21 protein-coding genes and 4 tRNA genes are annotated in these 23,374 nt (G+C 57.1%); 7 read left to right on the forward strand and 18 right to left on the reverse strand.

From position 1 onward, the window contains the following. The first annotated feature begins 82 nt into the window (after positions 1–82). Positions 83–706, forward strand: a complete 624-nt coding sequence (rhtB, locus tag PU624_RS21675) for a homoserine/homoserine lactone efflux protein (RefSeq protein WP_283546581.1) — start codon at positions 83–85, stop codon at positions 704–706. Positions 707–775: 69 nt separating this feature from the next. Here the strand turns inward: rhtB and PU624_RS21680 are convergent, their stop codons facing one another. From PU624_RS21680 to pldA, 4 genes are all read right to left on the reverse strand, one after another. After that, a complete protein-coding gene (locus PU624_RS21680) occupies positions 776–1,585 on the reverse strand; it encodes a DUF1460 domain-containing protein (RefSeq protein WP_283548056.1) in 810 nt (269 codons plus the stop codon). A gap of 211 nt (positions 1,586–1,796) precedes the next feature. After that, positions 1,797–2,420 (reverse strand): threonine export protein RhtC, encoded by a 624-nt coding sequence (gene rhtC / locus PU624_RS21685; RefSeq protein WP_283546582.1) that lies wholly within the window; start codon positions 2,418–2,420, stop codon positions 1,797–1,799. A gap of 12 nt (positions 2,421–2,432) precedes the next feature. Next, on the reverse strand, positions 2,433–4,262 hold the full coding sequence (gene recQ, locus PU624_RS21690) for an ATP-dependent DNA helicase RecQ (RefSeq protein WP_283546583.1): 1,830 nt from the start codon (positions 4,260–4,262) through the stop codon (positions 2,433–2,435). Positions 4,263–4,286: 24 nt separating this feature from the next. After that, positions 4,287–5,165: a phospholipase A gene (pldA, locus tag PU624_RS21695; RefSeq protein WP_283546584.1), complete on the reverse strand. Its 879-nt coding sequence runs from the start codon at positions 5,163–5,165 to the stop codon at positions 4,287–4,289. Positions 5,166–5,359: 194 nt separating this feature from the next. Between pldA and PU624_RS21700 the strand changes: the two genes are divergently transcribed. Together PU624_RS21700 and rarD are read left to right on the forward strand one after the other, a co-directional pair. Next, positions 5,360–5,830, forward strand: coding sequence for a thioesterase family protein (locus tag PU624_RS21700; RefSeq protein ID WP_115765136.1), 471 nt, complete (start codon positions 5,360–5,362; stop codon positions 5,828–5,830). Positions 5,831–5,853: 23 nt separating this feature from the next. After that, a complete protein-coding gene (gene rarD / locus PU624_RS21705) occupies positions 5,854–6,759 on the forward strand; it encodes an EamA family transporter RarD (protein WP_283546585.1) in 906 nt (301 codons plus the stop codon). Here the strand turns inward: rarD and PU624_RS21710 are convergent. From PU624_RS21710 to PU624_RS21750, 10 genes are all read right to left on the reverse strand, one after another. After that, positions 6,724–7,782: an AbrB family transcriptional regulator gene (locus PU624_RS21710; protein WP_283546586.1), complete on the reverse strand. Its 1,059-nt coding sequence runs from the start codon at positions 7,780–7,782 to the stop codon at positions 6,724–6,726. The genes rarD and PU624_RS21710 overlap by 36 nt on opposite strands. 97 nt (positions 7,783–7,879) lie before the next feature. Then, positions 7,880–8,833: a magnesium/cobalt transporter CorA gene (gene corA, locus PU624_RS21715; protein ID WP_003854370.1), complete on the reverse strand. Its 954-nt coding sequence runs from the start codon at positions 8,831–8,833 to the stop codon at positions 7,880–7,882. A 178-nt stretch (positions 8,834–9,011) separates the two neighbouring features. After that, positions 9,012–9,068, reverse strand: coding sequence for a YsgD/CorL family protein (gene ysgD, locus PU624_RS22345; RefSeq protein ID WP_502921586.1), 57 nt, complete (start codon positions 9,066–9,068; stop codon positions 9,012–9,014). Positions 9,069–9,135: 67 nt separating this feature from the next. Next, on the reverse strand, positions 9,136–11,298 hold the full coding sequence (gene uvrD / locus PU624_RS21720; RefSeq protein ID WP_283546587.1) for a DNA helicase II: 2,163 nt from the start codon (positions 11,296–11,298) through the stop codon (positions 9,136–9,138). Between the two features lie 154 nt (positions 11,299–11,452). Further along, positions 11,453–12,169, reverse strand: coding sequence for a 5-amino-6-(5-phospho-D-ribitylamino)uracil phosphatase YigB (yigB, locus tag PU624_RS21725; RefSeq protein WP_283546588.1), 717 nt, complete (start codon positions 12,167–12,169; stop codon positions 11,453–11,455). Then, positions 12,166–13,071 carry a tyrosine recombinase XerC gene (gene xerC, locus PU624_RS21730; RefSeq protein WP_283546589.1) on the reverse strand — a complete coding sequence of 302 codons (906 nt, stop codon included), beginning with the start codon at positions 13,069–13,071 and terminating at the stop codon, positions 12,166–12,168. Before xerC ends, yigB begins: the two co-directional genes overlap by 4 nt. Then, positions 13,068–13,772: a DUF484 domain-containing protein gene (locus PU624_RS21735; RefSeq protein WP_283546590.1), complete on the reverse strand. Its 705-nt coding sequence runs from the start codon at positions 13,770–13,772 to the stop codon at positions 13,068–13,070. The genes xerC and PU624_RS21735 overlap by 4 nt, the downstream gene beginning before the upstream one ends. Then, positions 13,769–14,593: a diaminopimelate epimerase gene (gene dapF, locus PU624_RS21740; protein ID WP_090966675.1), complete on the reverse strand. Its 825-nt coding sequence runs from the start codon at positions 14,591–14,593 to the stop codon at positions 13,769–13,771. The genes PU624_RS21735 and dapF overlap by 4 nt, the downstream gene beginning before the upstream one ends. Before the next feature lie 28 nt (positions 14,594–14,621). After that, the gene (gene lptM / locus PU624_RS21745) at positions 14,622–14,822 is read right to left on the reverse strand and encodes an LPS translocon maturation chaperone LptM (protein ID WP_090966393.1); all 201 of its coding nucleotides are present in this window, start codon (positions 14,820–14,822) and stop codon (positions 14,622–14,624) included. A 147-nt stretch (positions 14,823–14,969) separates the two neighbouring features. Next, positions 14,970–17,528 carry a class I adenylate cyclase gene (locus tag PU624_RS21750; RefSeq protein WP_283546591.1) on the reverse strand — a complete coding sequence of 853 codons (2,559 nt, stop codon included), beginning with the start codon at positions 17,526–17,528 and terminating at the stop codon, positions 14,970–14,972. A 317-nt stretch (positions 17,529–17,845) separates the two neighbouring features. Here PU624_RS21750 and hemC point away from each other — a divergent pair, with 317 nt between their 5' ends. Genes hemC through hemY form a run of 4 tightly spaced genes read left to right on the forward strand, consistent with a single transcriptional unit; the run spans position 17,846 to position 21,870 of the window. After that, positions 17,846–18,787, forward strand: coding sequence for a hydroxymethylbilane synthase (gene hemC / locus PU624_RS21755; protein WP_090966677.1), 942 nt, complete (start codon positions 17,846–17,848; stop codon positions 18,785–18,787). Then, a complete protein-coding gene (gene hemD / locus PU624_RS21760; protein WP_283546592.1) occupies positions 18,784–19,512 on the forward strand; it encodes a uroporphyrinogen-III synthase in 729 nt (242 codons plus the stop codon). The genes hemC and hemD overlap by 4 nt, the downstream gene beginning before the upstream one ends. A 25-nt stretch (positions 19,513–19,537) precedes the next feature. After that, positions 19,538–20,671 (forward strand): uroporphyrinogen-III C-methyltransferase, encoded by a 1,134-nt coding sequence (hemX, locus tag PU624_RS21765; protein ID WP_283546593.1) that lies wholly within the window; start codon positions 19,538–19,540, stop codon positions 20,669–20,671. Between the two features lie 2 nt (positions 20,672–20,673). Next, a complete protein-coding gene (hemY, locus tag PU624_RS21770; RefSeq protein ID WP_283546594.1) occupies positions 20,674–21,870 on the forward strand; it encodes a protoheme IX biogenesis protein HemY in 1,197 nt (398 codons plus the stop codon). 1,032 nt (positions 21,871–22,902) lie between these two features. Here hemY and PU624_RS21775 read toward each other — a convergent pair. From PU624_RS21775 to PU624_RS21790, 4 genes are all read right to left on the reverse strand, one after another. Beyond that, positions 22,903–22,979 (reverse strand) — tRNA-Pro (locus tag PU624_RS21775). A 20-nt stretch (positions 22,980–22,999) separates the two neighbouring features. Then, a tRNA-Leu gene (locus PU624_RS21780) sits at positions 23,000–23,086 on the reverse strand. A gap of 16 nt (positions 23,087–23,102) precedes the next feature. Continuing rightward, positions 23,103–23,178 (reverse strand) — tRNA-His (locus PU624_RS21785). Between the two features lie 98 nt (positions 23,179–23,276). Then, a tRNA-Arg gene (locus PU624_RS21790) sits at positions 23,277–23,353 on the reverse strand. Between the last annotated feature and the right edge of the window lie 21 nt (positions 23,354–23,374).

A 23,374-nucleotide genomic window follows, 5' to 3' on the forward strand; every position in this document is an offset into this window, starting at 1 on the left:
TGAATGCCCTGCGCAGGCCATAGCGCCGCGCTTATTTCTGGCGTATTGTGTCACAATTCCGCGACTAAAGAGAGCCTGACCCATGACCATCGAATGGTGGCTGACCTATCTGATTACCACCACAATCCTGAGCCTGTCGCCCGGTTCCGGCGCAATCAACACCATGAGTACCGGCATCAGCCACGGCTATCGCGGCACGGTCGCGTCTATCTCCGGTTTGCAGGTCGGCCTGGCGCTGCATATCGTGCTGGTCGGCATCGGTCTGGGCGCGCTGTTCTCTCAGTCGCTGCTGGCGTTTGAAATTCTGAAATGGGCCGGTGCGGCCTATCTGGTCTGGCTGGGTATTCAGCAGTGGCGCTCAGCGGGCGGCATTGATCTGGATGCGGTCGCCAAAGCGATGCCGCGTCGTCGCCTGTTCAAACGCGCCGTGCTGGTTAACCTGACCAACCCGAAAAGCATCGTCTTTCTGGCTGCCCTGTTCCCGCAGTTTATCCAGCCGCATCAGCCGCTGTTTATGCAGTATCTGGTGCTGGGCGTCACCACCGTGGTGGTCGATATCATCGTGATGATTGGCTACGCCACGCTGGCTACACGCATTGCGGGCTGGATTAAAGGGCCAAAACAGATGAAGTTGATGAACCGTATTTTTGGCGGGCTGTTTATGGCCGTGGGCGCGCTATTAGCAAGCGCCAGAAAAATCGCCTGATGGTTTACGCGCCGACTCACTGGGGTCGGCGCGACGACGCCCTGTTTAATCCCTTCCCCTCAGGCGCCGCTACGGCCCGGTCAGCGGCACCGCACGCAACACAATGATGCCAGGCTTCGACCGCATATATTCCCTGAAGGGCGCATCGACAACTTTGCGATTAGCGGCCAGCGAAGAGGCGTTCCTGAACCACAACCGGCCATCATGCCGCACGGCAATCCCGGCATGGGAGACATCCAGCCCCTGGGTGGTGGTGTAAACCCCAATGTAATCGCCGGTCTGAATCTGCTTCATCACCCGGACATTTATCGCGCGGCCTGGAATATAAGTGATGCGGCGAGGAAATACCCCCAGGCCGGGCAGCCGCTCTTTTCCGCTGGCCTGACGATTCAGTTGCTTCACTACCGTCACCGCATCCGGGCTGAGCGTGCGGGTTATGTCATCGGCATTGCGCGGGCTCTCAGCGAACCAGTCGGTGAAAAAGTGGCGACGCTTCAGGTAGCTGACTTCACCGTCAGCGTAGCGGGTCCGAATCAGGCTGGCCTCAAAGCTGGCGCGATCGTGGCTGCGGCTCAGCGCCTGTACGTAATCAAGCAGCGTGAAGCAATCCACCCCACTGAAATTGATCACCAGCGCTTCTGGCGTATCGGGCGAGCCGATTAGCGTATCCGCCTGGTAGGGGGTACCGAGAAAAGTGGCAGAGATTTGGCTGATCCTTTCACCCTGTGACTGCTCTGACGCCGGAGGTGTCTGCGCCAGAATAGCCGACACGCTATCCCCTTGTGCCGGTTCAGGGACACGGTGATTTGCCGCCTCAGGCGAGGCGCAGGCGCTGATGCAGGCCGTGATTAACAGCAGTAACAGGGGTTTTACTCTCATCATCTTCTTCATGAAAAAAAGTCCGTTGGTACGACCATACCGGAGGTGATGTTTTCTTTAATTAAGGAATGGTGACTATTTATCTGCGGTTGTAACAGAGCGGCATCAGCAGGCGCAGATTGTGACAGTCGTCACACAGGCGACGTCAGGAGGGAAGCGACAGGACGTGACATGACTGCCGGATGCGCAGCGCGCGCTCCGGCATAAGGGCTTAACGCGAAATAATCAGGTGGATACCAAACCCGGCAAACAGGACGCCTGCCATGCCATCGACCCATTTCGCCAGCCGCTGATAGCGGGTGCGGATCCACGGCAGCGCAAAGATGGCCGCCACCAGGGTAAACCAGGCAAAGGTTTCACCGACAATCAGCAGGAACAGACCCCAGCGCTCCACCGAACCGACATCGTCGCCGACAAACAGCGAAAAGACGCTGCCGAAGTAGATAATCGCTTTAGGATTCGACAGGTTGGTCAGCAGGCCCTTGAGAAAGCTCATGCCGCGTTTCGGCAGCTCCACCACCGGCTCATCCTGCTGCGGCTGTTTGTGACGCTGACGTGCCGAGCACATCAGCTGCCAGCCCATCCACAGCAGATAAAGTCCACCGCCGACCATGATGATCTGGTGCAGCCAGGCCATTTTTTCCAGAATCAGATGCAGCCCCATCAGCGCCACACCCGCCCAGACGACAATGCCAAGCGTAATACCCAGCACGCCCATCATCGCCTCCTTGCGCGAACGGCTGGCGGCAGTTTGTGACACGAAAAAGAAATCGGGGCCGGGGCTCATCAGCGCCACCAGATGAACCAGCGCGACGGTTGCGAATAACATCAGCATGATTAGTATCCTTTACTCTTCATCATCAAGATGCTCTTTGATCATCACCAGGAAAGGTTTGCCAAAGCGCTCCAGTTTGCGGTGACCCACGCCGTTGACGCTGAGCATCTCCGACGCGCTGACCGGCATCTGTTCTGCCATCTCTATCAGTGTGGCGTCATTGAACACCACGTAAGGCGGAATATTCTCTTCATCGGCGATCGCTTTGCGCAGCTTACGCAGCTTGGCGAACAGTTTGCGATCGTAGTTACCACCGTGGAACTTCGCCGGACTGCTGCTTTTCGTTTTCGCGGTAATCAGACGCGGCACCGCCAGCATCAGGGGGACTTCACCGCGCAGCACCGGACGCGCCGCTTCAGTCAGCTGCAACGCTGAGTGCATAGCAATATTCTGCGTCACCAGTCCCAGATGGATTAACTGACGTAGCACGCTGACCCAGTGTTCATGGCTCTGATCTTTGCCCAGTCCATAGACCGGCAGTTTGTCATGCCCCTGCTCACGGATACGCTGATTATTGGACCCGCGCAGCACCTCAACGATGTAGCCCATACCAAACCGCTGCCCGACGCGATAGATGCCGGAGAGCGCTTTTTGCGCTTCAACCAGGCCGTCATAACGTTTAGGCGGATCGAGACAGATATCGCAGTTATCGCACGGCTGCTGGCGACCCTCGCCAAAATAGTTCAGCAGCACCAGACGACGGCAGGTCTGCGCTTCCGCAAACGCGCCCATGGCGTTGAGTTTGTGGCGTTCAATATCCTGCAGCGGTCCCGGCACTTTCTCTTCCAGGCATTTACGCAGCCAGGCCATATCGGCCGGATCGTAGAGCATCATCGCTTCGGCGGGCAGGCCATCACGTCCGGCTCGCCCGGTTTCCTGATAATAGGACTCGATGTTGCGCGGAATATCGAAGTGAACCACAAAACGGACGTTGGGCTTGTTGATGCCCATGCCAAAGGCTACCGTCGCCACCACGATTTGCAGATCGTCACGCTGGAATGCTTCCTGCACCCGGCCACGCTGTTCGCTGTCGATTCCGGCATGGTACGCCCCGACGCTGAAACCCCGGCTTTGCAGTCGCGCGGCGGTGTCTTCCACCTTCGCCCGGCTGTTGCAGTAGATAATGCCGCACTTGCCACGCTGATCCTGCACGTAACGCAGCAGCTGATCGGTGGGTTTGAACTTCTCCACCAGCGTGTAGCGGATATTGGGACGGTCGAAGCTGCTGATCTGGATCAGCGGATCCTGCATATGCAGCAGGTTAACGATGTCGTTGCGGGTGGTTTCGTCGGCGGTCGCGGTCAGCGCCATCACCGGCAATTCCGGGAAACGCTGACGCATCTTCCCGAGTGCGCCATATTCCGGGCGGAAATCGTGGCCCCACTGGGAAATACAGTGCGCTTCATCCACCGCCAGCATCGCCGGTTGCCAGTGCGCCAGACTGTCCAGGAAGTTATCCATCATCAGGCGTTCAGGGGCGATATAGAGCAGCTTAACCCGACCGGTGCGACAGTCAGCCATCACCGTCTGCTGCTGATCGCGCGTCATGGTGGAGTTGAGATAGGCTGCCGCCACGCCGTTCGCCAGCAGCTGATCGACCTGATCTTTCATCAGCGAGATCAGCGGCGACACCACCAGCGTCAGCCCCTCGCGCACCAGCGCCGGGATCTGATAACAGAGCGATTTACCGCCGCCGGTGGGCATCACCACCAGACAATCACGTCCGCTCAGCGCCTCATTAATGATCGTCTGCTGACCGGGACGAAACTGCTGGTAGCCGAAGGTATCCTGCAATACCTGCTGCGCCAGCGCTTCCTGATTAAGAACTGCCGAGGTTGCCACGCGATTCCTGTCTTTCGTTAGGGATTAGAACAAGTCGTTAAGTGTTACACCCACACCCAGACGCGTCTGGCGATGGTTGTAATCGATCAGTGATTCACCGTAGCCGCTAAACAGCTGAGTATAGAAACGAACATGCTCAGTGATAGGGTAGCTCCAGCCCAGCGTCGCGCCGCCATAACCGCTGTTCCAGTTATAGTTGCCCTCTACGCTGAAGATATTGTCGCCGAGCTTATAGCCCAGACGGGTGCGGTAGTAACCCATGTATTTGGTGATATCCGGGTTATCATCGCTGCTCGCGCCTTCAGGGATGCGATACCAGGGTTTGATTTCCGCCAGGAAGTTACCGTTCTCTGCCATCAGACGCGCATAGACGCGGTTCCAGCTGCGCGAGGTCGGGTCGCTTCGTCCGTTGGATTCGTGATTCAGACCCAGTTCAACATCACGCAGCGTCCAGCCACCCAGCGAATAGTCGGTCGCCCAGCCGAGGAAAATCTGCGGCTCATAGTTGGTCTCACGGAATGGCGATGACTCCGCGCTATTCGACAGCTGCCACCAGGAACGCTGAGTATAAGAGGCTGCCAGCACCGAGTTGTCGCCCAGAATACCGCGCCACAGCGGAAACGCCAGGCTGAGCTGGAATTTCACTTCATCTTTGCGCGCATTCTCTCCCCAGTTATAGGAGGAGATCGCCTCTTTATTGAGATCGCTGGTATAGGTGTAGAGCAGATAGTTGTTCTCGTAAGGATAGAGAACAAACGGGTTATCATGCTTCTCCAGCAGGTTAGCAATAATGCTGCCCTGCACCTGTGGCGCGTCATGAACCTCTTTAATCCGGGCTTCATCCGCCTGCGCCAGCGCAGGAAATATCAACATTGCCGCCAGCAAGGCGCGATGCTTACGCATATAATTCTCCGGTGAGCAGCTGCGTATCAGAATAACTGAAAGGGTGTCGTAAAAAGCAGGCCATTCTACACGCAAATGGCAGTGAGCATGAGTGCTGATTTCTTAAACTGGAAACACCCTCGCAGGCGGAATAGAATACACAACTCGTTCATGTTACGCGCCCCTCTGGCCCGATTTTTTCAGGACACATCATCATGTCATCACCCATGCTGACACAGCAGGACGCTCGCCAGCTGGTCGGCGAAATTTTCGTTTATCACATGCCATTTAATCAGGCGCTGGGTCTGGAGCTGATGCGCCTCGACGCGGATTACGCAGAGATCAGCTTCAATAACAAAACCATGCTGGTGGGCAACCAGGCGCAGCAGATTCTGCACGGCGGCGTTATCGCGTCGGTTCTGGATGTGGCGGCGGGTATGGTCTGCGTCAGTAATGCGTTAACCCGTCAGGAGAGCATCAGCGAAGCGGATCTGCGCCAGCGTCTGTCGCGCATGGGCACCATTGATATGCGCGTTGACTATCTGCGTCCCGGACGCGGCGAACGCTTCACCGCCACCAGCAGCCTGCTGCGCGCCGGTAACAAAGTCGCCGTGGCGCGCGTGGAGCTGCATAATCAGCAGGGCGACTATATCGCCACGGCAACTGCCACCTATCTTATCGGCTAACCACGCCACTGAATGGATCGCATATGGATACGCAACAAACCCGCCAGGGCGTTGGCTTTGCACTGGGTGCTTACTTTATCTGGGGCATCGCGCCCGCCTATTTCAAGCTGATAAAACAGGTTCCCGCCACAGAAATCATGACGCACCGGGTGATCTGGTCGGCACTCTTTATGGTGTTGCTGATTACCCTGAGCCGCAGCTGGCCGGGCGTGCGCAGCGTGGTGCGCCAGCCCAAAAAAGTGCTGATGCTGGCGCTGACGGCAGTGACTGTCGGCGGCAACTGGCTGCTGTTTATCTGGGCGGTCAACAATCAGCATATGCTGGAAGCCAGCCTGGGCTACTTTATTAACCCGCTGATCAACGTGGTGTTCGGCATGCTGTTTCTGCGCGAACGTTTTCGCCGCCTGCAGTGGCTGGCCGTGCTGCTGGCAGCCGTCGGCGTGCTGGTGCAGCTGTGGCAGTTTGGGTCGTTACCCATCATTGCGCTGGGTCTGGCGCTGAGCTTTGCCCTCTACGGTCTGTTGCGCAAAAAGATTCAGGTCGATGCGCAGAGCGGCATGCTGATTGAAACCCTGTGGCTGTTTCCGCTGGCGGCGATTTACCTGTTTGGCTTTGCCGACAGCAGCACCAGCCACTTATCGGCTAACCCGCTGAGTCTTAACCTGAAGCTGATCGCGGCTGGCATTGTGACCACCATTCCGCTGATGCTGTTTGCGGCGGCCTGCAGCCGACTGCGACTCTCTACCGTGGGCTTCTTCCAGTACCTCGGCCCGACGCTGATGTTTGTGCTGGCTGTGGTGTTTTACGGGGAAACCATCACGCCAGACAAGCTGGTGACCTTTGCCTTCATCTGGCTGGCGCTGCTGGTCTTTGTCTGCGATGCGGTCGCGTTTTCATTCCGTTCCCGTTCCCGTGCGCGCGTAGCGTGAAATAAAGCGCGCTAAAGCCGGGCCGGTCAGCAGGATGGTAAAGAGACGCAACGTCTGCATCGCCATTACAAACGCCATGTTGACCTGGGTTCCTGCAGCAATAATCGCCACCGTGTCCAGGCCACCTGGACTGGTGGCGAGATAGGCCGTCATCAGATCGATATCCAGCATTCGCGTCAGCATCCACGCCAGCCCGCCACACAACAGCATCAGCCCGAAGATCGAGGCCAGCATCTGCGGCAGCGTGCGCAGCGCCAGCAGAAAGATCGGGCGGGTGAAACGTAATCCCACGCTCCAGCCAATCAGCGCATAGGCCACGGCCAGCAGCCATTCCGGCACCTGTAACACTGCGATATGACTGCTGTTCAGTGCCGCACCCGCCAGCGCGGGCAGCAGCAGCGCGCCAGAAGGAATGCGCAGTCGGGTGCCCAGCCATGCGCCCGCCAGCATCACCACCAGGGTAATAGCAAAGCCGCGATTCAGCGCGGGGAACCAGAGCAGCGAAACGCTGTGGGCTTGATCACCCAGCCCGATGCGCGCCACCAGTGCGGCCGCCGAGGCGACAAACAGCACCCGCAGATACTGCATAAAAGCGACCAGCCGGACGTCAGCGCCAAAGTCCCCCGCCATCGCCACCATGGCCGATGCGCCACCGGGTGACGATCCCCAGGCGCCGGTCGGGCCGGGCAGATGACTGAAGCGCACCAGCAGAAAACCGGACACGCCGCTGGCCGCCAGCGTCAGCAGCAGCACCGCCAGCACGATCGGCCAGTCCTGAATCAGCGGTGTCAGAATCGAGGGCGACAGGCTCTGGGCAATCATGCAGCCCAGTACGGCCTGCGCCAGCAGGAAGAACCGTCTGTCGATGCGCAGCGTGGCACCTGACAGCCCCATCACCACACCCACAATCATCGGTCCCAGTAACAGCGCGGCGGGCACGTGAAAATAGTGCAGCACCGCACCCAGCAAGACCGAGATCAGCAGCAGCAGCGTCCACTGCGCGCGTAACGAAAAAGCGTCCATAAGAAGTTAATTATTTGTAAAAACAGGAGGGTCAGAGTACGCAGAAATGGGGACGGGAGCCAGCAGAACGGGCCATCTGAGATGGCCCGCGCGTGTTTTAAAGCCAGTTTTTACGCTTGAAGTAGAGATAAGGCGCCAGTCCGGCCAGAATCATCAGGCCGATGGCCGCAGGATAACCAAAGCTCCACTTCAGTTCCGGCATAAACTCGAAGTTCATCCCGTAGCTTGAAGCGACCAGGGTCGGCGGCAGAAATACCACGGAGACCACCGAGAAGATCTTGATGATGCGGTTCTGTTCGATGTTGATAAAGCCCATCGCCGCCTGCATCAGGAAGTTGACCTTCTGGAACAGGGATTCGTTATGCGGCAGCAGCGATTCGATATCGCGCAGAATTTCCCGCGCCTGCTCCAGCTGATTGCCCGGCAGACGGGCTTTACGCACCAGGAAGTTCAGGGCGCGCTGGGTATCCATCAGACAGAGACGCACCTTCCAGCCGATATCTTCCAGTTCCGCGAGCCGCGACAGCGCCTGATCGTACTCTTCGCCCTGCTGACCTTCCATGATCACCCGGCTGAGTTTCTCCAGCGCGCTATAGATGTTCTCGATTTCGTCCGCCAGCTGTTCGATTTTGGTTTCAAACAGGTCGAGCAGCAGCTCAAAAGCATTGCCGTCGATCAGGGTCTGGTTGCGGGCGCGCATACGATAGAGACGGAAAGCGGGCAGCTCACGTTCGCGCAGCGTGTAGAGGCGGCCTTCACGGATGGTGAACGCCACGGTGGAGTTACCGGCGTGATCGTCAGCATCTTCATAGAAGAAGAAGGAGTGAATATGCAGACCATCTTCATCTTCGAAGAAGCGTGCCGAGGCCTCGATATCTTCCAGCTCAGGCCGTGTTGCCAGGCTCTGACCCAGCTCCGATTGTACGCGGTCACGTTCGCCCTCTTCCGGCTCGATAAGATCGACCCAGACAGAGGTGGTCAGTTTGTCGTTTTCGTCTTCCAGCTCCAGTCGCGTCAGGCGGCTGTGATCCAGTTTAAATGCGCTCAGCATAGCAATACTCCCCATTGCAGACTAAATGGGACAAGGCAGTCCGCCGTTCCTCAACATGGAACGTGCGGCCTGAACACGGAAACAGAGTTTCAGAGATAAATCAGTGCTGACTCGTGCGACGGAATCAAAAAGGGAGGTCGCTGATAACCGCTAAGGCTACCCGCGTAAAGAGGTAGCCTTAGATGTTATTCCTGGTAACCAGGTCATTGAGCCAGCATCGACTGGGCGTGTCCAAGGCATTGTCCTCTCATGATAATAGTGGGCGCATGTTACGCTGAGACGAAAAAGCCGTCAACCGCACGCTAGAGCGTTTCCAGCTTCGCGTAAGCCGCCACCAGCCACTTAATTCCCTGCCCCTGGAACGCTACCTGCAGGCGGCTGTGCTCACCGCTGCCTTCCAGATTAATGATGGTGCCTTCGCCAAATTTTGCGTGATGAACGCGCTGACCCAGCGCGAATCCGCTGTCATTTTTGGTCACCGGCGCACCCATCCGCTGATGGTTCACCGGACGGCTGACGCTGGCGCGCAGACGCACCTCTTCGATGCACGCTTCAGGCAGTTCGCCGATGAAACGGGAAGGCCGGTGATACACTTCCTTACCATAGAGTCGGCGGGTTTCAGCGTAGGTCAGTGTCAGCTTCAGCATGGCACGGGTCACGCCGACATACGCCAGACGACGCTCCTCTTCCAGACGCCCACCTTCATCCAGCGACATCTGGCTCGGGAACATGCCCTCTTCCATACCGACGATAAAGACCTGGCTGAACTCCAGCCCTTTGGCCGAGTGCAGCGTCATCAGCTGAACCGCATCCTGCCATTTGTCGGCCTGACCTTCACCCGCTTCAAGGGCGGCATGGGATAAGAAGGCCTGCAGCGGCATCAAATCTTCATCTTCGTCCTGATAGCTGAACTGGCGTGTTGCCGTCACCAGCTCCTCAAGGTTTTCGATACGCGCCTGGCCCTTCTCGCCTTTTTCCTGCTCATACATCAGCCACAGGCCAGAGTCTTTGATGACCCGGTCGGTCTGAACATGCAGCGGTAAATCGGCGGTTTCGGTCGCCAGTGAATCGACCAGCTCACAGAAGCGCTGCAGCGCAGAGGCGGCCCGACCCGCCAGCGCGCGGCTTTGCAGCAGTTCGCGCGTTGCCTGCCACAGCGTCATCTGACGTTCACGCGCCGTCTGACGCACTACGTCGAGCGTGCGATCGCCCACGCCGCGCGTCGGGGTATTCACCACGCGCTCAAACGCGGCGTCATCGTTGCGGTTAGCCATCAGACGCAAGTAAGAGAGTGCATCTTTGATCTCCTGACGTTCGAAGAAGCGCATGCCGCCATAAATACGGTACGGCATGCTGCTCTGCAGCAGCGCCTCTTCCAGCACACGCGACTGGGCGTTACTGCGATAGAGAATGGCGCAGTCGTTCAGCGCGCCACCGTTCTCCATCCAGACCTTGATGCGGTTCACTACAAAGCGGGCTTCATCCAGCTCATTAAAGGCGCAGTAGATAGAGATCGGTTCGCCATCGCTGCCTTCGGTCCAGAGCTCTTTCCCCAGGCGGCCATTGTTGTTGGCGATCAGGGCGTTGGCGGCTTTCAGGATGTTATTGGTCGAGCGGTAGTTCTGCTCCAGACGGATGGTCTCTGCGCCGGGGAAATCCTGCAGGAAGCGCTGAATATTCTCGACCTGCGCGCCGCGCCAGCCGTAGATCGACTGATCATCATCGCCCACGATGATGACCCGGCCGCTGTCGCCCGCCAGCATCCGAATCCAGGCGTACTGAATGTTGTTGGTATCCTGAAACTCATCCACCAGCACGTTGGTGAAGCGTTCGCGGTAGTGATTAAGAATGTGTGGCTTGTTGAGCCACAGCTCATGAGCGCGCAGCAGCAGTTCGGCAAAGTCGACCAAACCGGCGCGGTCACAGGCTTCCTGATAGGCCTGATAGATGCGCAGCCAGGTCTGCTCAATCGGGTTGCCATAGCTTTCGATATGCTTTGGCCGCAGGCCTTCATCTTTTTTGCCGTTGATGTACCACATGCCCTGACGCGCAGGCCACTGCTTGTCATCAAGGTTCATGGATTTGATCAGGCGCTTGAGCAGACGCAGCTGGTCTTCACTGTCGAGGATCTGGAAATCCTGCGGCAGACCGGCGTCAAGATGGTGGGCGCGCAGTAAGCGATGCGCCAGACCGTGGAAGGTCCCGATCCACATCCCGCCCTGGCTGGTGCCGATCAGATGCTCGATACGGTGACGCATTTCCGCGGCCGCTTTGTTGGTAAAGGTCACCGCCATAATCGAATAGGGTGAGCAGTTCTCCACTGACATCAGCCAGGCAATGCGATGCACCAGGACCCGCGTTTTACCACTGCCCGCGCCTGCCAGCACCAGCAGGTTACTGCGCGGAGCCGCAACGGCAGCGCGCTGATTGTCATTCAAACCATCGAGCAGTTCAGAAACGTCCATAAGCACCGTTTACCAGAGAAAAAGCGTCGTCGTCGCGTTGTTTATTCCGCCTGCCGCAAGGGAGTGTCGCGGCCAGTCAGGCGGCGACACAGATGCCGGATAAGGGACGGCGGCAACGCAGAGAAGAGGAGACGACTGGATAAATTTACAGCCATTATAGCAGTGAGGTGAGTGATGCCAACCGCGAAATTTCGACATGGGGCAACAGGCGCGCATCCGGGATATGCATCAGGTTGCCCTGCCGCAGGTTAATCCAGCAGGCCTGCAGTCCGCAGCGCAGCGAGCCGGCTACGTCGGTGGTGAGGTCATCACCCACATGCAGAATGTGGTGTGGGGCGATATTAAGGCGTTGTGCGGCAAGCTGATACATATCCTGCCACGGCTTGGCGCGGCCATCCGGCCCGGCCCGCAGCGTGAACCGGAAGTATTGTGCAATGCCCATTTTTTCCGGGCAGGCGTTGCCGTTGGTGACCGCCACCAGCGGGATTTTTTCCGCCAGCGCCTTCAGCGTCTCATGCGTCTCATCCGGCATCTCGACCTGACTGCGCCACTGATGGAAAACCGCCATCACGTCTGCCGCGCCCGCGGTCGCTTCAGCGGCAGAGAGGCCGACATTCAGCATCGCCAGTTCAACCGAACGGCGTCGCCACTCCGAAACATCATGATAGATCTCCGGCTCCTGCAGCAGCAGTTCATCGCGCAACTGCTGATAATCCTGCGGCGTGAAGTCACGCAGCGCCGGATGATAAGCCTGCAACGCTGCATGGGACTCCAGCGTGGTGCGACGAATCACCGGATAGTTATCATAGAGCGTGTCATCAAGGTCGAAGGTCATGGCTTTTATGGCCGACAGCGGACGATAAAACTTCATTCGTTCTTTCCTCGTTTGGCGCGGGGATGCGCAGCGTCATACACCGAAGCCAGATGCTGGAAGTCGAGATGGGTGTAGATCTGGGTCGTAGACAGGTTCGCATGCCCCAGCAACTCCTGCACGGCGCGCAGGTCGCCGCTGGATTCCAGCAGGTGCGTGGCAAAGGAGTGCCGCAGCTTATGCGGATGGATATGGCTCGCCAGCCCCTGACGGATGCCCCACTCGGCAAAGCGTTTCTGCACGTTACGGGGCGAGATGCGGTTGCCGCGCGTTGACAGAAACAGCGCATCATCCTGGCCATTAAAGGTTTCACGCAGCGGCAGCCAGTGCTGGATCCAGGTGACCGCCGTGCGGCCAATCGGTACGCGCCGCTCTTTGCTGCCCTTACCCACGACCCATACTTCACCGGAATCGAGATCGACGTGGCGGCAATCCATATTCACCAGTTCGGAGAGACGCAGACCGCCGCCATACATCACTTCCAGCATCGCCCGGTCGCGCACCGCCAGCGGATCGTCAAGGTCGATCTCCAGCAGCTGATTCACTTCATCAACATCAATATTTTTAGGCAGATGGCGCGCTTTACGCGGCGTCATCACCCCTTTGGCCGGATTAGCGGAAAGCAGACCCTGGCTCACCTGCCAGTCGAGAAAACTGCGCAGGGCGGAAAGGCGCAGCGCAAGGCTGCTGGCGGAGAGTCCGGCGCGACGGCTGCGTGCCGCCATGCTGCGCACCTGCGCCGGTTCCAGCTGTGCCCAGCTGCTGAGTTTCATTTCATCCGCAATCGCCACCAGCGCGGCAAGCTGTCGCGCATAGCTGCTCTGGGTTAACGGACTGAGCTGGCGCTCCACTTTCAGGTAGCGCAGAAATCCGTCGACGGCCTCCTGCAGCGCGCTACTCATGCGCGTTCAACCCAGCGGGAAAGCAGATCGGGCATCATCTGAGACAGATGCTGCAACAGCAGTGTCCCCATGCCCGACTGGTAGTGCTGGCTGTCGCGACTGCTGAACACCAGCACGCCGAGATCGCCCTCTTCGCCCATCAGCGACATTGCAACCGAACCGATCGCTTTGGCCTGTGGCAACAGCAGCAGCAGTTCCGGCCCATTAATGTTGCCGAGATAGTGATGCTGGTTGCCGAAGCGCTGAATACGCAGCGGTTCAAATGCCTGACGCGACAGGCTCAGCTGGAAGAAATCGGAGGGCGCGCCCAGCAGCCATTTATCACTGAACAGACGCACATTAGCACCCGCCAGGCCCAGCTCACGCGCCCAGCGATGCAGGCGGTTGAGCATATCCTGCAACGAGTCAGCCGCGGCCAGATGGCTTTCCAGCGACAGCAGACGGTCAAACAGTTCGTGGTTAGCGCTGGCCTGCTCCATCAGCAGCGTGATCTCTTCTTCCAGCCGCTGGATATGGTTGCGTTGCCGCGCCATATGCCACTCGACCAGCGAGACGCTGCCGCGCACCGGGTGCGGCACGGCCATCTGTTCCACTTCGCGGGCATTACGGATGAAGAAATCGGGATTCTGCCGCAGATAATCACTGACGGCCTGATCGTCCAGCAGAACCGAACTGTCAGCCTGCTCTTCGATATTTTTCATAGATGAATAAACCCATCGTAGACGTGTGTCGCAGGTCCGGTCATGTAGAGCGGCTGACCGGCACCTTTCCAGGAGATATGCAGCGTTCCGCCAGGCAGATCGACTCGCACTTTCGGTGCCAGGATGCCCTGCTGAATGCCGCATGCAACGGCAGCACAGGCGCCACTGCCGCACGCCTGCGTTTCACCCGCTCCGCGTTCGTAGACGCGCAGCCGGATATGTTCGGGATTGATGATCTCCATAAAACCGACATTGACGCGATCCGGGAAGCGCTCGTGGCTCTCCAGAATCGGGCCCAGCAGTTCAACCTGCGCGGTTTTAACGCTTTCCACCTGGATAACGCAATGAGGATTCCCCATCGACACCGCGCCCAGCATCACCGTCTGCTCGGCCACGCGCAGCAGATAAAGATTTTCGGCTTTATTGGCGCGGAACGGCACCTGCTGAGGCTCAAAGTTGGGTTCGCCCATGTTCACGCGCACCTGGTCGTCAGGCGTCACGGTCAGGACCATGCGGCCATTCTGGGTACTGACCCGGATGTCGGTTTTGTTGGTCAGCCCTTTCAGCTGAACAAAGCGGGCAAAGCAGCGCGCACCGTTGCCGCACTGGGCCACTTCACTGCCGTCGGCGTTGAAAATGCGATAGTGGAAATCAAGATCGGGATCGTAAGGCGGTTCAACAATCAGCAGCTGATCAAAACCGATCCCCAGATGACGATCGGCCAGCCGGCGGATCAATTCCGGCGAGAAGAAGACGTTTTGTGTCACCGCATCCACAACCATAAAATCGTTGCCGAGACCGTGCATTTTGGAGAACTGCATTTTTTGCTCCGCCGGATAAGCCATCAGATTAGTTCGCTTGTGCGCCTGAATTGCCGGTCACCAGACCGCCAACATCGGCTTTCGTCGCATCCGCTTTCTGGCTTTCGGTCGGCGCTTGTTGTTTCTTCGGCTGATCCTTCGGCGGGAAGTAGAGCGGTCCTTTCAGACCACAACCTGCAAGGCTGGTTACTGCCAGTGTCATGGCCAACAGGCTTATTACTTTCTTCATTCTTTATGCTCTTCATGTCCTTTACCTGGATGCTTATCATCGCAGTTGAAGGTGGAAAAGCAACAGGAAATCCCCGCTAATAGCGTGAACCGGATGACAAGCCAGAAAGATAGCGGCCACCTGCAGAGCGCAGGCAGCCCGTCAGCATCAATGCACCTGATAGCGCGGTTGATAGTCGCTGTTGTCGTTGTCAGGCTGCGTCGTGCACAGCTGCGTCAGCGTCTGACTACGGAACGGAATCACCTGGAATCGATCACCGGTGTTCACAATCTGGTAGAACTGCGGCAGGTTGAAGTTGATAAAGCTCGATCCGTAAGTGAAGCGATCGTGCGATGAGGAGTAGAAGCGGCTGACGTCGCGCACCAGCTCCTCTTTACTGCCTTCACAGTGATGATAGACCTCAACCCGATTGGTCTCATCGAGAATATAGATATTGAAGCCGCGCTCATCCGTGGTGTTTTCAAAGAAGAACTGAATGATGCCTTCGCTGGCATAGCCGTTCACCACCGGGGGCAGCGGCGTCTGATTCGTTTCGACTTTGATCGACAGTCCATGCAGCTTGTTGTTGGAGATCGCGCCATAAAATTCCACCGCGTTTTCCAGCTTCTGCACAGAGACGCTCATGCGTTCAAAGAACAGGCCCCAGGTCTCGCCCGCCATGCGCAGCGCTTTAAAGCGGCCCGGCTCCTGACGTGTGCTGGAGAGGCGCAGTTCAATGCATTCTGAGACCAGCTGTTGCACGCGCGTGCGAATCAGTCCGCGCAGATGCTGGCTGTAACAGAAAACTTCCACCGTATCCGGCGGTGCGGCATCCTGATGCATCTTGCCGAGAATGGTTTTCAGCCCTTCGATCATCGCCTGTTCGCCGCTGAAGTGCAGCGTACGCACCTCATTCCAGGAGTTGCGATAGAGCAGATCGATGCTGCCAATCAGGCACTGCTGCTGCTGACCAAAGCTGAAGACATCCAGCTTGCGGAAGTCGAAGTGCACCACCTGATTGCGGAAGGCCGCCGTCGGGTCATGCTCAAGGTTAACAATAATCGCCAGATGCCGGATTTCGCACGGGCTGTAGAGCGCTTTCGGCGTCGGCGAAGGCAGGCGCAGTGGGAAGTGGCTGGAAACATCGTTAACCAGCTCCTGCAGACGCGCCAGATCGCAAATCTCATTGCCTTTAATATGCAGCCGGGTTTTGCGGGTCAGCAGACCATTAAACCACGCCCACGCCACCAGCTTGTTCAGGTAGCGGTTATATTCCAGCGGCTGATGGCTGATGATCGAATCCATATCCGGCGCCTGGTTATAGAGATACCAGCCAGAACGGTTGGCGCGGCCAGGCGGCACATGAATAAAGGTCAGATTCGGTTCAGAGAGATCGGGCGAAATCTGCGGGTTCACCAGCGTCACTTTGCCCGGCAGCGCTTCAAACGCGGCATACAGTTTACGGGTCAACACACCGATATCCTGCGGGCTGGCGCTGACGCTTAAGTTGTTGCGGCGGGCAAAGCGGATCAGGTTGCGATAACTCTGCATCATCGCATCCAGCAATTCGTTATGGGCTTCACGCACCCGCTCGATTTTCCACCCGGCGCGGTTGTCCAGAATGGCGATCTTCTCTTCGTTCCAGCCCCACTCTTTCACCAGCTGCGATAAAATCTCGCGACGCCAGCCGGTGCGATGCTGATGATCTTCGGTGCTGAGTTTTTCACACACTTTGAGATAGAAGCAGCGGCGCACCAGGTCAAGGCGCGGCTGATCGTCAACGCTGGTCAGATAGTGCGTGACGCGCTCCAGCATCATGCAGTAAGGATCGAGTCCGAAGCAGATGATTTCGCCGTCGTGCAGGCGCTGTTTGATATCCATCGCCAGCAGTTGTGTGTTCGGGTATTCCCAACTGTAGGCTTCCAGCAGCAGCGTTTTCAGTACGGCTTTATACGGTGAGTCGATGCTTTTATAGAGCTGCCACAGGCTGGCACCGAAATACTCTTCCGCCGACAGCGTGCCGAGGCCGCCCAGATCGAGCCACTCATTGGGAGTCAGCACGCCTTTGGCGTACAGCGACATCACGTAGTCGTCGTAATGGTGCTCTTCTTCGCCCGGCACCATATTCCACAGGAGGCGTTTACCCGCCATACGAACCGCGGTACGGTAAAACTCATCCAGCAGTAAAATGTGTTGGGTTGAGCCGCAGTCTTCACCGCCCAGGCTGCCGCTTTCGTTATGACGGAAGCGGTTCTCATCAATCAGGAAGAAACTCACTTCCACGCCCATCGAGACGCACCACTTCTGCAACAGCGTACATTTACGCTGCAGATTCAGGCGCTCTTCATTATCAAGCCAGGATTGATGGCAGACCCAGATATCGAGATCCGAGACGCTGTTCTGACCAACCGAGGAGGTGCTGCCCATGGAATAGATCGCCGTAATCGGCATTTCGCCTTTCGGCGCATCGGCATGGCGCAGGTCGCTGTCGCCGGTAAGGTCGGCCAGCAGCTGGCGCTGATTTTCATCAGGCGTGTAGAAGCTGATGCCATGTGGAACGCTACCTTCAAGGTAACCCGGCATCTGAGGATGTTGATAATGTAATAAGGTTGGCAGCAGACTGTAGACGCGCTGAAAAGCGGGTCCCATGGCAGCCAGCGCACGGTCAACGCGCAGCTGGTTAATTGCATCCAGTCTCTGTTTCAGTGTCTCAATGTAGAGGTACAAGACGTTTCGCCTGATTGTCCCAGTGTTTAAGCACCCTGTTTCCACGCTCTGCCGCTTATTAAAATAAAAAAGTGGGCAGATAATTGCTGGAAACGTGATCAATCTAACACTCGCCAGATTGACCGTAAAGAAAGTTGCGCTACTTAACAGTTTAGCACGTTCTTACCCGCTTCCCGCTTTTTCAGCACGAGTTCCCACGTTATGGCTTGATAAACCGGGCCTGAAACCGCGCGCAGGCCGTTTTCAATCCGTTGAAACTGACAGTATTCACCCAGAGATGATAGGATATTCAGTGAACGATAAAAATGGTTAACAGCATGTTAGACAAAATTTTCAGAATTGCTACAAGACAAAGCCCGCTCGCATTATGGCAGGCACATTATGTACAGCAACGCCTCATGAGTGCCCATCCGGGACTGCGCGTTGAGCTGGTGCCTATGGTCACGAAAGGTGACATTATTCTTGATACGCCGCTGGCAAAAGTGGGCGGCAAGGGTCTGTTTGTCAAAGAGCTTGAGCTGGCGATGCAGGATGGCCGTGCCGATATGGCGGTGCACTCGATGAAAGATGTGCCGGTCAGTTTCCCTGAAGGTCTGGGCCTGGTGACCATCTGCGAGCGCGACGATCCGCGCGATGCGTTCGTTTCTCATCATTATGACTCTATTGACGCACTGCCACAGGGTGCCATCGTCGGTACCTCCAGCCTGCGTCGTCAGTGCCAGATTAGCGCGCGCCGTCCGGATCTGGTGATCCGTTCGCTGCGTGGCAATGTGGGCACCCGCCTCGGCAAGCTCGATGCTGGCGAGTATGACGCGATTATTCTTGCCGTTGCCGGGCTGAAACGCCTGGGGCTGGAAGATCGCATTCGCCAGGCGATGCCAGCCGAAGTGTCCCTGCCCGCCGTGGGACAGGGTGCAGTCGGCATTGAATGCCGTCTGGACGACAGCGTCTTAATTGACCTGTTACGGGCGCTGAACCACGATGACACAGAAGTCTGTGTCAGAGCGGAACGCGCTATGAATACCCGCTTAGAGGGTGGCTGCCAGGTCCCTATCGGCAGTTTCGCGGTGCTGGAAGGCGATGACCTCTGGCTGCGCGGCATGGTCGGCGCACCGGATGGCCGGGTGATGGTCAGCGGCGAACGCCGTGGTCCACGCGCGCAGGCTGAACAGATGGGCATTTCACTGGCCGATGAACTGCTGAATGGTGGCGCACGTGAAATCCTGAAAGAAGTTTACCAGGGGCAGCCGCCGGCATGACCATCCTGGTGACGCGCCCGGAACCCGCAGCGGCAGAGCTGGTGTCACGCCTGCATGCCCTTGGCAAACAGGCGTGGAGCCTGCCGCTGATCGAGTTTGCGCCGGGCGCTGACCTCGCCACTCTGCCCCAGAAGCTAGCCGGACTTCGTACCGGCGACCTCGTTTTTATCCTTTCTCAGCAGGTTATTCACTACGCGCAACACACGATCAAAGCATGGCCCACAGAGCTGGACTATTATGCAATTGGTCGTAGCACCGCGCTGGCGTTTCACACCGTCAGCGGGCAGCAGGTGACCTGGCCTCATGCTCATGAAACCAGTGAGGAATTGATCAAGATAAACACGCTTCAGCAGGTGGCCGGTAAACGTGCGCTGATCCTGCGTGGCGATCCCGGTCGCGAATTGCTGGCAGAGACATTAACCCGGCGAGGTGCTGAGGTGACGTTTGCTGCCTGCTACCAGCGCTGCCAGAAGCATTATGATGGGCCTGTTGAAGGCCGCCGCTGGCGCGATCGCGGCGTCTCTGTGCTGGTGGTGACCAGCGGTGAAATGTTACAACAGCTCTTTTCGCTGTTCCCCGCGGTTGATCGCGAGGAATGGCTGCTCCACTGCCGACTGATTGTCGTCAGTGAACGTTTGGCTACCCTGGCCGCTGGATTAGGTTGGCAGGATATTCAGGTAGCCGATGGTGCCGATAACGATGCGCTGCTGCGCGCGTTACGCTGAACTTTAACAATGGGATGTGCCACATATGACGGAACAAAAAGACTCCTCCGCCATGGTTGAAGAAACCACCCCAGCGGTCGACCGCTCTCCTTCCAGCAACAGCACACCACCGCGTAATGCGAAAAATGGTGGCATGGTGTTGGGAGCAGTGGCGATTGTCATAGCGCTGGCGATTGGTGCGGGTTTATACCTTAACGGGAAACATCAGGCTGATTTACAGGCACAAACCAATCAGAAGCTGAGCGATCAGTTAAGCGCGTTGCAGCAGCAGGCCAGCAGCGATAAACAGCAGCTGACACAGCAACTGAGCGGCGCTGAAACCGCGTTACAGACCGCGCAGCAACAGCAGAATGCATCTGCAAAAGAGCTGGAAACCCTGCGTGAAAAAGTGGCGGTGATCTCTGGCAACGACGTGCGCAGCTGGCTGCTGGCACAGGCGGACTATCTGGTGAAACTGGCTGGCCGCAAACTCTGGAGCGATCAGGATGTCACGACCGCTGCGGCATTGCTGAAAAGTGCCGATGCCAGCCTGGCCGACATGAACGATCCCAGCGTCATGAATGTACGTCGTGCACTGACCCAGGATATCAGTAACCTCTCTTCCGTTACGCAGGTCGACTACGACGGCGTGATCCTCAAGCTGAATCAGCTTTCGAACAACGTCGATAATCTCCGTCTGGCCGACAACGACAGCGATGATGCGCCGATGGACAGCGATGGCGGCGAACTCTCAGGTTCCGTGCGCGAATGGCGTCAGAATCTGGTGAAAAGCTGGCATAACTTTATGGATGACTTTATTACCATCCGCCGCCGCGATAACACCGCACAGCCGCTGCTGGCACCGAATCAGGATGTTTACCTGCGTGAGAATATCCGCTCGCGTCTGCTGATCGCGGCGCAGGCCGTACCGCGCCATCAGGATGAGATTTATAAACAATCTATCGACACCGTGTCCGCCTGGGTTCGCGCCTGGTATGACACCAATGATGCCGCGACCAAAGCCTTCCTTGCCCAGCTGGATGAGCTGAGCCAGCAGAACATCAATATGGATCTGCCGGATAACCTGGAAAGTCAGCCATTGCTGGAACAGCTGATGCAGACCCGGGTGCGGAACCTGTTAGCGCAACCTTCTGCCGCTGCTAATCAGCAGGGAGGCTAAGCATGCTTAAGGTATTTATCCTCTTTATCCTGCTGATTGCTGGCGTGGTGCTGGGACCGATGATTGCCGGTCATCAGGGCTATGTGCTGATTCAGACCGATAACTGGAATGTCGAAACCAGCGTAACCGGCCTGGTGATTATCCTTATCCTGAGCCTGCTGGTGATTCTGGCCGTGGAGTGGCTGCTGCGCCGCGTGCTGCACACCGGCGCGCGGACCCGTGGCTGGTTTACCGGTCGTAAACGCCGTCGCGCCCAGCGTCATACCCAGTCGGCGCTGATGAAGCTGGCAGAAGGCGACCACCGTCAGGTGGAAAAGCTGCTGTCTAAAGATGCCGATCACGCCGATGTGCCGGTAGCCAACTATCTGCTGGCAGCCGAAGCCGCACAGCAGCGTGGCGATGAAATTCGTGCCAATCAGCATCTTGAACGAGCTGCTGAGCTGTCGGAAAGCAATACCATCCCGGTGGAAATTGCCCGTGCACGTATTCAGCTGGCCCGTAACGAAGATCACGCTGCGCGTCACAGCATTGATCGCCTGCTGGAAGTGGCACCGCGTCACCCTGAAGTGCTGCGTCTGGCTGAACAGGCGTATGTCCGCACCGGTGCCTGGAGTGCCCTGCTGGATATTCTGCCTGCTATGCAGAAGTCACAGGTTGGTGATGAGCTGCATCGTGATGCATTGCAGCAGCAGGCCTGGCTGGGTCTGATGAATCAGGCAATGGCCGATCAGGGCAGTGATGGCCTGAAACGCTGGTGGAGCACGCTGAGCCGCAAAACCCGTCAGGATACGACACTGCAGGTCGCTATGGCGGATCATCTGATTGAGTGCGACGATCACGACACCGCGCAGTCGATCGTGCTGGAAGGCCTCAAGCGTCATTATGACGATCGCCTGGTGCTGCTGATGCCTCGCATCAAAAGCGGCAATCCGGAAGCGCTGGAGAAGGCATTACGCCAGCAGATCAAACAGCATGGCGCAACGCCGTTGCTGCACAGTACGCTGGGACAGCTGCTGATGCGTCATGGTGAATGGCAGCAGGCGGCTGACGCACTGCAGCAGGCGCTGGCACAGCGTCCTGACGCGTTCGATTATGCATGGCTGGCGGATGTTTATGATCGTCTGCATCGTCCGGAAGAGGCCGCGAAAATGCGCCGTGAAGGATTGCTGCTGACGCTGAAGAATAATCCCAACGTCTGATGCGGTTGTCAGACAGGATAAAGCCGGGCTTACCCGGCTTTTTTGTGCCCGAAATCTGCCATCCTGTTCTCGCGGGCAAAAAAAAAACACCTGCCATTGGCAGGTGTAAGATCAGGTCGGTAAGACAACCGGGAGGTACCTGACTCAACGTGGTGTCTGTTAACCCTGTAAGGCTTTCGCGATACAGGCAGGCAGACAACAGGTACCTAAAATTGGCTCTGCATCATTCCCAGGTTTATGTAGCTTCAGCAGACATAAGAGGTGGAATGAGCATCTACAGCAGAAGTATTGCACAAGCCGTGCCAGGTTAAGGTTTATTTTTAAAGTTGCTATAAATCAGTAATTTAAAAAAAATTACCAAGTCTTACCTCAGCGAGGTGCTGCAGGAAGTGTCGGTATCAGGCGACAGCTGGCATTTTCTCTGTCTCTGAATGGAGACAGCGAGGTGATTCTTACGGTAATTTCAACAATAACAATGGTTTATTTGTCGGCGATTCACGACGCTATTGATTCTGCTAATATTGCGTGCGGAATCAAAGCAGAGTGATTCAGCAGCAATGAAGAAGCCCAACGCGTAGGGAACACGGTCAGAGGAGGAAAGCGTCCCACGCCAGGGACGGCGTGGGCCGAGCGGCCATGGATGGCTTAAGCGCCTTTCCGATCTGACCGTGTTCCTTTCGCCAGCGCGCACTCACCGCAGTGCGGGCTTCAGGGAGCATACGCCTTTCGCAAAGACGCAAAAGACGCCATCCCTGGCGGGCTCAGCGCGGGCCGTCCCTGGCCCGCGATGCTTTGCTACACGCGTTTGCTCCCTTCGCTTCACGTATGGCAGACGCATCGGGAACTTACATGGACGCTTCAGACTGGTGAAAGATCTAAAGCCGGATTCATCTGACCGTGTTCCCTTCGCAGGCTCGAACTCACAGCAACATTGTTCCAAAGCACCCAACCCAGCCCATATCTCCCGCAAAAATTCTAATCCACTTTTCTACAGACGAAAAAAAACCCGTCTTTTCAGACAGGTTTCAAAAATGGTCGGCGAGAGAGGATTCGAACCTCCGACCCACTGGTCCCAAACCAGTTGCGCTACCAAGCTGCGCTACTCGCCGATTTTTTTAACTGTTTTGCCTGGTGCGAAGAGAGGGACTTGAACCCTCACGTCCGTTAGGACACTAACACCTGAAGCTAGCGCGTCTACCAATTCCGCCACCTTCGCGTTTCCCAGCAAAATCTGGGGTGGCTAATGGGACTCGAACCCACGACAACTGGAATCACAATCCAGGGCTCTACCAACTGAGCTATAGCCACCACAATTCGTCATGTTACAGATTTAAAACCTGCAGCATTTAAATCTCTACTGCCAACCGCGGTAAATCAACCACCGAAGCTCATGCGCACAAACGATATGGCGCGCCCGACAGGATTCGAACCTGAGACCTCTGCCTCCGGAGGGCAGCGCTCTATCCAGCTGAGCTACGGGCGCGTAGCGCCGTTGCGGATGTGC

It is taken from the genome of Pantoea sp. Lij88 (genome assembly GCF_030062155.1).
GTDB lineage: Bacteria > Pseudomonadota > Gammaproteobacteria > Enterobacterales > Enterobacteriaceae > Pantoea.